Consider the following 14,291-nt stretch of genomic DNA (forward strand, 5'->3'; position numbering starts at 1 on the left):
GCGCCGGTCTGAGGGCACTATTTTCGAGCCTGCACTTCCACGTGTGTGCCAACAGCCACACGCAGCTCCTGCAGGTCCTCGGACGTCGCAAACACCAGCAACTCCCGCAGCTTGGTGCGGGACGGGACGCGGAACGACGACCCCGTTTCCCCCTGCACCATGCGGCGAACAGGCTCCAGCTCGCCCGCGGCGAAGAGGCCCGCGCGCGACGCGGTGAGCTCCGCGCCCTCCAGCCACGAGCGCACATCCTGTGGCGTCGCCGTGGGCAGGTAGGCCCGCGCGACCTTCGCCAGGGCGGCCCGGTCCGGCTCGCTCAGGCTCTTGTGGAGCAACTGCCGCTCCACGTCCACCAGCCGCGGATCCACCGTGAAGCGCACGTTGCCCACCACCAGGCTGAGCGCGGCCTGCACCACCGCCTCCAGCCGCTCGGGCGCGACGCGCTGGCTGAACGCCAGCTCCGGACGGGCCAGGGCCAGCGTCCTCCCCAGGAGGTAGTACACCTCCTTCTGACCCTGCTCCGCGAAGTACTTGCCGCCCACACGCACGCACGCTGGATGCGTCTGGAGCAGATCCACGTTCACGAGCGGCTCGGGGGCCGGTTCATTGGAGCGCTTCGCCAGGCGCTCGCGCGTGGCCACGAGGAACGGTGAGTACAGCTCCACCGCCTCCATGTTGAAGAGCCGCGCGACGTAGCGGTAGTGGTTGACGTGGTACTCCTGCGCCGTCGCCACGTCGATGCGGTGGCGCTTCGGGACCAACTGGTACTGCGGGAAGGGCACCGCGTACAGGTGTCCCGCCTTCTCGAAGAGCAGGCCCAGCAGCTCCGACAGCGGACCGCGCACCTTCGGGTGGAAGAGCGCCGTCTGCCACAGCCGATCCGTCAGCGGACGCTGCGCCAGCTCCTTCTTCTTCGCGTAGGGCCCCAGCTTGGTGAGGATCTCCTGCTCATCCTCCCCTGCTTCTCCCAGGAGCCCCGACACGGCCTGCGCCGCGAGCCACGCGGCGTCGTAGTCCTTGCGCACCGCGGACAGCCGCACCAGGTGGCCCACCACCTTGCGCGGGTTCTCCGTGTTCGGCAGCGCGCGGCGCAGCGCCACGATGGCCTCTTCCTCGCGGCCCGGCATCTGACCGGCGACCTCCGCGAACGCCTCCTGCATGGCCGCGTCGTCCGGCAGGCCCTTCGCCGCGACGCCGTAGGCGGCCACCGCGCCCTCGGGGTGCTTGAGCACCTGGAGGTACAGGTCGCCCAACGCGCGCCACAGCGTCATGCGCGCCGGGTGCGTGTCCGGCGTCTTGGGCAGACGCGAGAGCATGCGCGTGTAGTTCTCCTCCAGGACCTTCCACTGGCGAGCGCCACCGAGCAGCGCCTCCAGCGCGCTGAAGGCCTCCACGAAGCGGTGGTCCAGGTCGAGCGCGGCGTTGAAGGCCTGCGTCGCGCCCTCCACGTCCTTCAGCTCGTCGCGGCGGATCTCTCCGAGCGCGAACCACACGCGCTTGGCCTTGTGCGGTTCGGACGCGAGTTCGGGCAGCGACAGCATGCGGCCCAACACGTCCGCGGCCTTCTGGCCCTGACGCGTCTCGCGCAGCAGGCGGTAGAGCGCGTCCATCACCTCCGGCGCTTCCGGATGCGTCTTGAGGGCACCGCTGAACGCGTCGATGGCCATGTACGGGTCGTGCAGCTCGTCGCGCGCGATGCGGCCCAGCTCCAGGTAGACCTTGACCTTCGCCTCGCCCTCCAGGCTGTTGACGAGGTCCTGGCGCAGCTCCGCGGACTTCTCGAAGCGGCCCGCCTTGTCCATCAACGTCACCAGCGCACGCAGCGTCGGCTCGTGCTGCGGGTCGATGGCGAGCGCCTTCTCGAAGTGGTTCTGCGCGCGGTCCGCCTGGCCCAGCGCGGCGTGCACGTCACCCAACTGCCAGTAGACCTCCACCACCTCCAGGTCCGTCAGCTCCTCGCGGTGGTGGATGAGGATGGTCTGGAAGACCTTGAGCGCGTCCTCGTACCGCTTCGCCTGCACCAGCAGGTTGCCGTAGCCCTCCAGCGCGGGCAGGTACGTGGCGTCCAGGCCGTAGGCCTTCTCGTACGAGCTGAGCGCCTTGTCGCGACGGCCCAGCTTCTCCGTCACGTAGCCCAGCCGGTACAACTGGCGGCAGAGGTCCTGGGCGACGGCGGCGTCCTTCTCCGCCATGGCCTTCTCCGCCATCTTGCGCGTGACGATGTCGAGCATCCGCTCCGCCGACGACCAGTCCTCGCGCGCGATGTAGACGTCCGCCAACGGACGCGCCGCCTCCAGGCTGTCCGGGATGTTCTTGAGGGCCTCTTCCCAGTAGTGGGTGGCCGTCTCCCGGTCCTCGCGCGTCTCCGCGTGGTAGCGCGCGACGTCCAGCAGGGCGCGACCCTTGGCGGCCGGATCATCCGTCTGCTGCGCTTCCTGCAGCAGCGTCTGCTCGTAGCCGCCCCAGTCCTTCTCCTGCTCCTGGATGCCCTTGAGGGCACGGATGGTGGGCAGGTGGCCCGGGTCGATGGCGAGCGCCTGCTGGTACGCGGTCCGGGCGCTGGCCATGTCCGACAGCATGTCCTCGTTGATCTTCCCCAGACGGTGCCACAGCTCCACCGCCACCGGGTTGTTGCCCACGACCTGCGCTTCCTTCTGCAACATCTCCAGCGCGAAGGGCCAGTTGCCGCTGCGCTCGTAGAGGTTGCCCAGCGCGTGCAGGGCCTGGCGGGACTCGGGGTCCGTGGCGAGCGCCGCGTGGTAGCTGTTCACCGCGCGGTCCACCACCTTGAGCTGCTGGTACTGGACATTGCCGATCTCCACGTAGAGCTCCGCCTGCTCCTGCGGACTCACGGTGAGCGCGAGCTGGCGCTCGTAAGCGGAGAGGAGGTCCTCCCACCGGGCCTGCGCGCGGCGCAGCCGGATGAGGGACTTGATGGCCGGCACGTTCTGCGGGTCGATGGAGAGCACGCCCTCCACGCACGCGTCGGCGTTCGCCGGGTTCTGGTACGTGTCCTCCCAGATGGTCGCGCTGCGGAAGAGGACGCGGACCTTCTCGCGGTAGTCCTGGCTCAGCTCCAGCATCCGCTCGTAGATGGCGAGCAGGTCCGCCGGCTGATCCAACCGGATGTGCAGCCGCTCCAGCGACTCCAGCGCCTCGCGGTTGACGGGGTCGAACTCCAACGCCATCCGGAACGCGGAGACTGCGGACTCGTCGTCCTTCAGGTCGCGCTCGTAGACGGTCGCCACCTCCACCTGGATGCGCGCACGCTCTTCCGCGGACGACGCGAGGTCGCGCGCCCGCAGCAGCGTGGTGGCCACGTCGCGGTGGGCCCCTCCGCGCCGGTAGAGCTTCGTGAGGACGCCGAGCGTCTCCTGATCCGGCTCCAGCTCCAGCGCGCGCAACAGGGCGCTGGCCGCTTCGATGGGGTCTTCCAGCGTCTCATCCCAGACGCGGGCGATCTCCTTGAGGATGCCCTTGCGCGCCTCGATGGAGCCCGCCGCTTCCAGCTTCTGCTCCAGCGCGACGACGTACTCGCGGTCGCGACCGCGCCGCTGGAACACCGCAGCCAACCCGTCCAGCGCGGTGGCGTTGGTCGGGTCGAACTCGAGGATCTTCCGGAACGCCGCTTCGGCGGCCTGCGGATCATCCAGGCGCGTGTCGTGGATGCGCGCCAGCGTGGCGTACAGCCGCTCCGCGAGCGGTCCACGGGGCAGCTCGTCCGCGACCTCTTCGTAGACAGCCGCCAGCTCCTCGTGGCTGCCCGTCTCGTCCGCGAGGCGTTCGACCTCCTCGCGCAGCCCGTCCTCCGTCGCGTCCAGTTGCAGCGCGCGGCACAGCGCCAGGAAGGCCACGTCCTTCTGGCCCAGGCGCTCTTCCTGCACACGGGCGATTTCCCGCAGGGCCGCCAGCTTCTCCTCGTCGGTGACGAGGTGGGGCATGTAGCGGTCCATCACCGTCGCGTACGCACGCCAGTCGTTGTGCGTGCGGTACAGCGCGCACACGCGCTCGTAGGCGGTGCGGTTGGCCGGATCCAGCTCCAGCACCTTCTCCAGCGCGCCCGCGGAGAGCTCGGGCTTACCGCCCTGCCCTTCCCACAGCTCCGCGACGGTGAAGTACGCGGCGATGGCCGGGTCACGCTCCTCGGTCTGCAGGTGCACCTGGACCTTGAGTTCCAGGGCGCGCACCGCGTCGTTCCACGCGCGCAGCGACACGGACAGCGCGTACACACGCTCAAGGTCGGGGACCACGTGCGGCTCGACCTCCAGCGCGCGGCGGGCCGCGTCCAGCGACTCCTCGCGCCGGCCCATGCCCGCGAGCACTTCCGCCAGGCGCAGGCGCAGCGCCTTCACGCCCTCGCTGTTCTCCTGCAGCGGGACGAGGCGGCGCAGCACACCCACCAGTTCCTCGCGCTGCCCCGTCTCGTCGTACAGCTCGCGCAGCGTGTCCAGCACGCCCCGGTGCCGCGCGTCGCGGTCCAGCGCCGCCTTGAAGTAGGGCACCGCCGCGTCCGGCTGCTTGAGCAGGCGGTAGACGACACGGCCCAGCCGCTCGTTGAGGCGCACCACCTCGCGCGGATCCAACGTGATGGCCAGACGGCCTTCGAGCAGCTCGCGCAGATCCTGCGGACGGCCCGCGCGCTCGTACAGTGACTCCAGCGCGGAGAAGACCTGCTCGTTGCGCGGGTTCTTCGCCAGCAGCTCGCGGTACAGCTCGATGGAGCGGCCCAGGTCCGACAGCCCCTCGGCCGACACCTGCGCCATCTTGCCGAGCACGCGGTCGCGCTCGCTGCCGACGACCTTGTCCGCCTGGAGCTTCAGGATGCCGTAGAGCTTCTCGGACGCACCCGCGCCCTCGTAGATGCCTTCCAGCAGCCGCGCCGAAGCGAGGTGCCCCGGCTCCAGCGCGAGGATGGCCTCGTAGGCGCTGGCCGCGCGGTCCGGGCTGTCCAGCCGTTCCTGGTAAAGCTGCCCCAGGCGGAAGAGGAAGCCCAGCTTGTCCGCCGGAGTGGTCGCCCCGGTCGCCAGCGCTTCCAGCACGCCGGCCAGCTCCGGCCACGCCTCCAGGTGGAGATAGAGGCGGTCCAACGCGATGAGCGAGCGCTCCTGCACCGAGGCATGCAACGTGCGCGCACGCTCGAAGTAGGACACCGCGCGGTCCGGATCGCGCAGGCGCGTCTCCAGGACCTGGCCCAGCTTGAGGCACACCTGGGCCGCGTCGGCGGCCTCGGCGATGCGCGGCAGGGCCTCTTCGTAGAGCACCACCAGTTCGTCGTAGCTGCCCGCGACGTCGGTGGCGTTCTCCAGCCGGCGGCGCACCTCGCCGTCGTTCGGGTCCTCCTTGAAGCCGCGGTAGAGCGCGAGGAAGGCAAGCTCGCTCTCCCCCTGCGTCTCGCGCAGCGTGGCCAGCTCACCGAGCAACTGCTTGCGCTCGACCGCGTCCGGGGACACGCCCACGCGCGTTTCAATCAACTGCGCCAGCCGCGCGACGTCGCCGCTCGCGCGGAAGGCGCGCAGCAGCGTCTCCACCGCCAGCAGGTTCTGGGGCTCGCGCGCCACCAGCGCTTCCATCCGGCCCACCGCGCCCGGGTGGTTGGGCTGCACCGACAGCACCTCGCCGTACAGCGCCAGCGCGCCCACCTTGTCGAGCAGCTTGGACTCGCGCACCGTCGCGAGGCGGAACTTCAGTTCCAGTCCCTCCTCCGTCGGCATCAGCGCGATGCGCCGCGCGAGGACGTCCGCGAGCTCCGGCCAGCGCTCCTGCTTCTGGCAGAGCTCTTCCATCCGCGCGAGCGCGGCGGCGTCATCCGGCTTGAGCTCCAGCAGGCGCCGGAACGTGGCCAGCGCGCCCAGCGTGTCCTTGAGCTGCTCCTCCTGCAACGCGCCAATCTGGAAGAGCACCGTGGCGCGACGCGCCGGCTCCTCCGACAGCGCGAGCTGACGGCGCAGCACTTCCAGCAGCTCCGACGGACGGCCCTGCGACGCCACCAGCCGCGCGGTGCCATCCAGCGCTTCGTTGTCCGTGGGCTTGAGCTCCAGGACGCGCTTCCACGACGCCAGCGCTTCGGCCGGCTCGCCCAGGTCGACCTGGAGCCTCGCCAGCGCGCGGTACAGCTCCGCTCGGGCGGCGTCGCCCGCCTTGGGCGCGACCTCCATCAGCACCGCGCACAGCTCCTCCGGCGCCTCCGCCTTGTCCACCAGCGAGACGCACAGCTCCAGCGAGCGCGGATCCTCCGGCAGCTCACGCAATGCGCGCGTGGCCGACAGGAACGCCATCTCCGCGTTCTCCAGCGCGGTGGCGTAGATCTCCGAGATGCGGCGCAGCAGCGCGGCGCGCTCCTGCGGCACGGCCTCCGCGGAGGCACGCGACTCCAGCATCTCCACCTGCTTCAGGTGGTTGCCCACCGACGCGAAGACGGGCTCCAAGGCACTGGCCGCCGCGCCTCGCAGCGGGCTCTCCGAGCGCGCCAGCTCCTCCAGCGCGCCCACCGCACCCGGGTGGCCCGCGCGTCGCGCCAGGACCGCCTGGTACAGCTCCAGGGCGCCTCGCGGATCATCCAGGCGCGAGACCTTCAGACGGCCCAGGCGCACCCGCAGGTCGGACGCCTCTTCCTGCGCATCGCGCGCATCCGCCATCTGGATTTCACGCTCGACGTGCTGCGCGAGCTCCGCCCAGCGCTCCATGTCCGCGAGCACGCGGCCCAGGAGCTTCAGCGCGTTGGCGTTCTCCGGCCGGCGCTCCAGCACCTCGCGGTACGTCTGCGCCGCGAGCGACTTGTCCGCCAGCGTCTCCTCGGCCAGATGCGCCAGCTCGAAGAGCAGGTTCACCTGCGAGGCGGGGTTGCCCTCGGCGGCCACCTGCCGGCGCATGACGAGCGCCAGCTCCCGGTGCGCGGCCGTGCGCCGGTGCACGCGGGCGATGGCCTCCAGCACCGTCTTGTTCATCGGGTCGCGCCGGCTCACCTGCTCCCACGCGCGCACCGCCAGGTCGTAACGCTTCAGGCGGTTGTCGTAGATGGCCGCCAGCCGCCGCCACAGGTCGCCCGCCAGGGGCTCCGCGGGGTCGCGCTCCAACTGATCCTCGTACGCCGCCGCCACCTCCTCGAAGGAACCCGAGTCCGCCGCGAGCCGCTCCAGCTCGTCGCGCACGGTGGCTTCCGTCGGCTGCTCGTTGAACGCACGCAGGCGCGCGACGAACGCGAGCGACGTCTGGCCCAGGCCCTCGCGCAGGATGGCGATCTCCTGCAGGCGCTCCAGCCGCTTCTCTGGCGGCACTCCGGGCAGGAGCACCTCCAGCACGTCCACCAGCTTCCGCGTGTCGTTGAGGCCCCGGTAGACGGGCTCCAGGAGACGCGCTGCTTCCAGCCTGGGGGCGTCATGCGCGAGCAGGCGCTCCAGGCCGGCCACCACCTGGCCGTCGCCCGGCGACAGCTCCAGCAGGCGCCGGTACACGGGCAGCGCCTCGGAGGGGCCGACCTCCTTCTCCAGCAACTGCGCGCGGCGCAGCAGGTACGCGCGCCGTCCCGGTTCGTCCGCCGCGAGTTCGGCGAGCTGATCCAACACGTCCGCCTGCTCCACGAAGCGGCGCGTCTTGGCGTACAACTTGTCGAGCGCGAGCAGTCCTTCCGGCACCTTGCTCAGCGCCAGCGCGGAGCGGAGGACCTCGATGGCCTTCGCGTCCTCGCCCGAGCTCGCGTAGGCCTCGCCGGCCTTGAGCAGCAGGCCCAGCCGCGTCTCCGGATCCGTGGCGAGCTGCGCCTGACGGGCGTAGACCTCCGACAGGCTCTTGGCGTTCTGGCCCTTCTCGTACAGCCGGGACAGCGCCTCCAGCGCCTGACGGTCCTGCGGCGCATCCGACAGCAGGTTCTTCCAGAGGCGCGTGGCCTCCTCGGGCTGATCCAGGCTCTCGCGCAGCTCCGCCGCCCGGCGCAGCAGGTCCAGGGCCACCGGGTCGCCGGAGGTCAGGTCCACCGCGGCGCTCTCGTAGATCTCCGCCAGCACCTCGTGGCTGCCCGTCTCGCGCGCCAGCCGCTCCAGGTCCGGCCGCACGCCATCGCGGTCGAGCCCGTTGGCGAACGCCTTCACCGACGCCATGAACGCGAGCGACGGCTGCTGCATGTCGCGCTCGTAGATACGGCGGATCTCCCCCGCGAGGATGATCTTCTCCACCGTGAGCGCGGACTCCATCCGCGTCTCGCGCAGCGCCACGCGGCGGGCATGGTCGCCCACTTGCAGGAGCACCTTGTCCAGCACCTCCAGCGCCGCCCCGCTCGTGGGCACCGCCGCCTTCACCCAGGCCTCCAGCGCGGCGCGCGCGCCCGGGTGGCCGGGGTCCTCGGTCAGGATGCGCTTGTAGAGGCCCAGCGCCGCGTTGGCGTCGTCCAGCTCCGTGCGCAGCAGCTCCGCCAGGCGGAACGATACCTCACGGCCCTGCGGGCTCTGCCCCTCCTGGTTGCGCCGCAGCGCGAGCGTCCACGCCAGGTCCTTGGAGCGGTTGAGGTCCGTGTAGAGCCGGTCCAACGCGGTGGCGGCCTCACGCTGCGCGGGGTCGCGCTCCGCGATGGCGCGCCACGCGGCGGCGGCGCTCTCCTTGTCGGTGAGCTTCGTCTCATGAAGCAGCGCGGCCTCGCGCAGGCACACGAGCTGATCCGCGGGCTCCTGCGTGGCCACCGCCAGCTTCTCCAGCACCTCCGCCAGCGCCGCCCACTCCTCGCCCGCGCGGTGCAACCGCTGCAGGGCCCGCAGGCTGTCGAGGTTGCCCGGCTCCAGCAACAGCAGCGCGCGCAGGGCCTTCACCGCCCCGGGCCGGTCGTCGAGCTTCTTCTCCTGCACTTCCGCCAGCTCGCGCAGCAGCGCCGCGCGGGCCGGGCCGACATCGCCCTCTTCCGTCAGCTCGCTGATGATCTCCGCGAAGCTGTCGAGCGAGTCCGCGTCCTCCGCGGCCTGACGCGCGGCGGCCCGCAGGCCCGCGTCCGCCGGGGCCATGCGCAGCGCCCTTGCAAGCGACGCGAAGGCCAGCTCCGGCTGCCGCAGGTGCGCCAGGTGCACCTGGGCCGCGGAGCGCAGTGCCTGCACGCGGCCCGCGTCGTCGCGCGCCACTTCGGCGAGCACGTCCAGCGTCGCCACCAGCTTGCGGTGCTCCTTGGTGCGCTCGTACGCGGGAATCAACGCGCGCGCCGCCGCCTCGCGCGACGGGCCCGAGGCCAGCATCGCCTCCAGCGCCGCGAGCGCGTCCGGATCCGACGGGCGCTGCCGCAGCAGGTCCCCGTAGCTCTGCACCGCCTCCGCGCTGCCGTCCTGCGAACCCTGCAGCAACTGCGCGCGCCGCAGCTTCAGCCGCGACACGTGGTCCGCGTCACCAGCCGTCTCCGCGAGGCCAATCATCCGCGCCAGGGTGTCCCCCAGCTCGCGATCCATGCCCGCCTTCTCATAGAGCTCGGCAAGGCGCGGCAGGTGCCGGCCCTCCTCCGCTCCATGCGTGATGGCGGACTGGAGCGCCTCCGCGGCCTGCAGCGGACGGCCCAGCTCCACGTTGAGGTCCACGAGGCGCAGCAACAACTCCAGACGCTCCGGCCCGCGCGTGGCGTGGATGCGCTTGCGCAGCAGCGTCTCCGCGTCCGCCGAGCGGCCCGCGCGTCCGTACAACCTGACGAGGCGCTGAAGCACCTGCGGGGCCTCGGGCGCGCGCGACAGCGCGGCCTCCAGCGCGGTGATGGCCTCCGCCGCCATCCCGCCCTCCTCCGCCAGCACCGACGCCTCGGAGAGCAACTGCACGGCCAGGGTCGGCTCCTCGGCCTCGGTGGCGAGCGTGCGCAGCACGCGTCCCAGCTCCGCGTGGGCGGACAGGTCGCGCGCCAGTCGCGCCGTCTCCGCGCGCCCCGCTTCGTCCTTCGGCTCCTCGCGCACCATGCGCAGCCGCGTGTCGAAGGCGGCCCGGCTGTCCGCGAGCTGCTTCTCGTGGATGCTGGCCAGCACCGTCAGCAGCCGCTTGCGCGTCGCCGCGTCCGTCGTGGAGTCCAACTGCTGCTGGAGCGCCGCCACCTGACGCTGATGGTCGCCCGTGCGACCGTAGTGGTTCGCCAGCGCCTCGGTCAGCGCGACCGTGCGCACGCCACCGGCCGCCAGCCGCTCCAGGCCGCCCACCACCACACCGGTGGAGACGTTCTCCGCGAGCAGCGACAGGAACAGGTCCGCCGCGTCCTCCTGACGGTTCAGCCGCTCCGCGTACAGCTTCGCCTGCCGCGCGGTCCACTCGTTGCGCTCGAGCTGCGACTCGGCCAGCGTCGCGAGCTTCGCCGCCAGGGACGCGGCCTCCTCGAACTTCGACAGCGCCACGCACAGGGTCTGGAGCCGCTGCACCGCCTGGACATCCTCGGGCGCAAGCTGCACCCACTGACGCACCAGCGCTTCCAGTTCCTCCGGGGGCGCGCCCGCCGCCTCGCGCCGCGCGATGTCCGTCTCCAGCCGCGTCTTCGGATCATCCGCCAGCGCCGCGACCGCCTGCAGCGACTTCACGGCCTCGCTCGCCGCCGAATCCCCCGGCACGCGCGAGAGCACCTCGCGCCACGCGGCCTCCGCGCGCACGGGATCCGCCAGCGGCCCCTGGAGCAATTGCGCCAGGTGCCGCCACAGCGCCACCGCGACCGCCGGAGGCGCCGCTGCCTGCGCGGCCCGCAGGAGCGCGTGCGCCAGCGCCGGCTGCGCGTTGGCCTTCTCCGCGTGCTCCACCACCGTGTTGAGCAGCAGCGGCCGTCCCGGCTCCAGCTCCAGCGCGCGCGCAAGCACTTCAAAGGCGCCGCGCTCGTTCTCCTGCTCCTCGAACATCAGCGCCAACGCTTCGCAGAACGCCACGCGCTCGGCGCGCGGACGCGGCGCGAGCATGGCCAGCTCCAGGAGCGGCAGCACTTCATCCAGCTTCTCGTCTTCCGCCAGCAGGCGCGACAACTGGAAGGCCGCGAGCGCGTTGGTGGGCTCCAGCTTCAGGGCCGCTTCCAGGTGCTCGCGCGCCGCGTCCGAATCCTTCAACTGCTGCATGCACAGGTCCGCCAGCCGCAGCCGCAGACTCGCCTGCTGCGCGCGGTCCTTCACCGTGCCCAGGTAGCGCTCCAGCGTGGCCACCGCCTCCAGGTAGCGCTCCTGGCCCAGCATCAGCTCCGCGGCGAGGCTTGCCGCATCGGCGCGCGACGGATCCGCCGCCACGGCCTTCTCGAAGGCGGCCAGCGCTCCGGCCGCGTCATTCATCCGCCCCAGCTTGAGCGTGCCCACGCGCAGCCACAGGTCCACCTGCGCCGTGCGGTCGCGCGCCTCGCCCGCCATCGCCTCCAACTGCACGATGGCCGGACCATGGTCGCCCGCTCGCGCCGCCATCCGCTCGATGAGCGTGAGCGCTTCAGGCATGCCCGGCCACAGCAGGAAGCAGCGGTCCAACGCTTCCTTCACCTTGCCGGTGGCGGTCGGCTCGTACCAGGCGAACAGCTTCGCCACGAGCAACGACAGTCGCGCCGCGCTCTTCCGGTCGCGCTCTTCCAGCGACATGCCTCGCAGCATGCGCACCTTGTCGCGCCACACCTGCTCGAAGCGCTGCATCGCGCGGGTGGCCTTCTCCGCGCGCGCGTTCTGCGGATCCAGCTCCCGCGCCACGTCCAGCACCTGCTGCGCCAGACCGTGCTCGGTGGGATCGTCCACCAGTCGCTCCGCGAGCCCGGCGTACTCCTCCGCCATGCCCGCGTCGCCCAGCGCCGCGCGCTCCCGTTGCAGCGCCTCGAAAGCTGGCTGGAAGCGCTCCTCGCTGAGCAGCAACTGCCGCACGCGCCGGAACGTCGCGCGGTCCGGCTTCACCCGGGCCGCGCGCTGCAGGCACAGCACCGCGCGGTCGCGCCGGAAGAGCTTCTGCTCGTACAGGTCCGCAGCCTTCAGGTAGTGGCCCGCGCTCTCCTCGCCCTGGGTCGCGGCGCCCAACCGCTCCAGCACGTCCACGAGCGCCGCCGAGTCCTGGCGGATCTCATGCAGTCGCTTGAGCCCACGCAGCGCGGGCATCGGATCCTTCGCGACCAGCAACGCGCGCTTGAGCAGATCCTCCGCGCGCGGAGCATTGCGCTGCCGCTCGTGCGCGAGCTCCGCCGCGCGGCACAGCAGTCGCGCCGCCTCTTCCGTGGGCACATCCCGCGAGCGTCCCTCGTACAGGCGGATCAGCTCCTCGACCCGGCCTGATTTCTCCAGGGCCGCTTCGGTCTCGACGAAGGAGCGGTCATCGGTCACACGCAGCGTGGGACGCGCAGGGGTGGAAGGCAGTTCCATGATGCTCGGGGGCCAGGGGGGTGAATGAAACGAGGGCGCCAGCGGCCGGAGTGTACCGGCCGCGGGCGCCCCCGGGCAATCGCGCAAAACCCGTCAACCGATGGGATTTATTGGCTTTCTTGCTCGCCAGCCGAGGAAGCATTTTCCGTCGATGCCGCCGCGCCATCCGCGTCGTCACCGGCGTCCGACTTGTCCGCCGCAGGGGGCGTCGCCGGGGCGTCGGGGAGGGCCTTCGCCCGCTCCAGCCCCGCGCTGTCGTTGAGCTGCGTGTACAGCGCGACAGCCTTGTCCTTCTGCTGCAGCTCTTCTGCGATCTGCGCGGCGCGGGGCAGGTCGCCCAGCTTCTCGTACAGGGGCAGCGCCTTGTCCTTGCGACCCGCCTGCGTCCACGTCTCCGCGGCCGCGGCCGTGTCGCCCAGGAGCTCCAGCCACCGGGCACGGCCGGCGGGCTTCTGCTCCTGTTCGGCGCGCGCCAGCTCACGCTGCGCCAACTCCTTGGCCTCGTCCTCGAGGGTGAGCCGCTGCATGAAATGGAACGCCTTGGGCGGAGGCAGGGGGCTCAGCACCTCCACCGCTTCGCGCCGCTGGCCCACGGCCACCAGCAGGGTCGCCGCGCCCAGCCGGTCACCACGCTCCACCAGGGCCTTCACCTCCAGGCCCCGGATGCGGTTGGCGCTCGGCAGATCCCGGGCACGCTCGTACGCCTTGCGCGCCAGGGTCAGCTTGTTGGCGCGCTCGTACGCGAGCGCCGCCTGGTCGAACTGGCGCGCGCGCTCGTACAGGCCGGCGACCTTCTCGAAGTCGGCCTTGGCGACGTAGTGCTCCATGAGGAGCTCGTACGCGCCCGCCTTCTCCAGCGTGGGGCCAATCTGATCCGGAGGCAGCGTGCCCACGAGGCGGCGGGCCGCGTCGTTGTCCTGCCCGGCCAGCGCCGTGCGCAGCGCGCTCTTCAGGTCCCCGCCCGCCTCGAAAAGACGGGTGGCGTCCGCGAAGCCGTTGTTGCGCTCGTACAGTCGCGCCGCGTCGCGCGTGCGGCCCATGCCTTCAAGCTGGGTCGCCTGCTCCTTCCAGTCGCCCGTCAGCTCCGGCATCGGTGCGCGCTCGGGGCGCTCACCGCGGGCCGGACGCTCGCCACGCTCCGGACGCTCGGCCCGGGGCGGACGCTCACGACGCTCGCCGGCACCGGCGGCGCCACGCTCCGGACGGTCCCCACGGGGAGGACGCTCGGAACGCTCCCGGCGCTCGCCAGGACCGCCGCGCTCCGGACGCTCGGACCGCTCACGCGGCGCCTCGCTCCGGGCAGGAGCCTCGGGCTCCGGCGTCGGCTCGCGGCCGCTCAGCGTGAAGGCCGCCTGCGAACGCTCGCGATCACCCGCGGCGCGCCAGACGCGGCCCACCAGGGTCATCACGTCCAGCCAGGCCGCGTGCTTCTCCTTCGCGGGATCCACGGCCGGAGCCGCAGGAGCCGCTTCGGCGGGCGCGGCACCTTCGCCAGCGCCTTCGGCGGCCGGAGCCTCCGAGGACGCTTCGGCCGGAGCCGCCGCCTCGGTGCCTTCCGTCGTCGCCGCCGCTTCCGGAGCCGCGGACTCAGCGCCCGCTTCCGGCAGGGCCGGCTTGGACTGACGCTGCACGCGCAGCATCGTGGTGATGAGGCGACCGCGCGTGTTGAGGTCCAGGTCGTCCAGCGACTTGAGGTTCATGGGCCGCAGCGAGCGGACGATGGCCTCCAGCGGACCCTTCTCCGCGCCAAAATCGTTCTTGGAGAGCGCCTTCTCCAGCACGCTCAGCTCGGCGATGACGCGCTGGCCCGGACCCACCGGACCCGCATCTCGGTCGCGGCCACGGCCTTCGCCCCGCCCGCGCCCTTCACCACGGCCACCGCCGCCGGGACCACCAGGACCGCCACCACGACCGCCGAAACCACCCGGCCCGTCACGGCGAGGCCCCTGACCCGGCGCGCCCCCGTTAGGACCGCGTCCACCCGGACGCGCTCCACCG

3 protein-coding genes are annotated in these 14,291 nt (G+C 71.9%); all 3 read right to left on the bottom strand.

The genetic code is table 11. The annotated features are described in order from the left end of the window. Positions 1–17: 17 nt before the first annotated feature. A complete protein-coding gene (locus D7V88_RS11260) occupies positions 18–12,293 on the bottom strand; it encodes a tetratricopeptide repeat protein (protein WP_120540629.1) in 12,276 nt (4,091 codons plus the stop codon). Positions 12,294–12,400: 107 nt separating this feature from the next. After that, positions 12,401–14,110 carry a tetratricopeptide repeat protein gene (locus D7V88_RS11265; RefSeq protein WP_208726220.1) on the bottom strand — a complete coding sequence of 570 codons (1,710 nt, stop codon included), beginning with the start codon at positions 14,108–14,110 and terminating at the stop codon, positions 12,401–12,403. Further along, positions 14,077–14,289 carry a hypothetical protein gene (locus D7V88_RS45130; protein ID WP_208726222.1) on the bottom strand — a complete coding sequence of 71 codons (213 nt, stop codon included), beginning with the start codon at positions 14,287–14,289 and terminating at the stop codon, positions 14,077–14,079. The genes D7V88_RS11265 and D7V88_RS45130 overlap by 34 nt, the downstream gene beginning before the upstream one ends. Positions 14,290–14,291: the final 2 nt, after the last annotated feature.

It is taken from the genome of Corallococcus terminator (assembly GCF_003611635.1).
GTDB classification, from domain to species: Bacteria; Myxococcota; Myxococcia; order Myxococcales; family Myxococcaceae; genus Corallococcus; species Corallococcus terminator.

What these genes read in the sequence shown, in the direction of transcription:
- D7V88_RS11260 (WP_120540629.1), bottom strand. Translation starts at nt 12,293, where the DNA reads ATGGAACTGCCTTCCACCCCTGCGCGTCCCACGCTGCGTGTGACCGAT.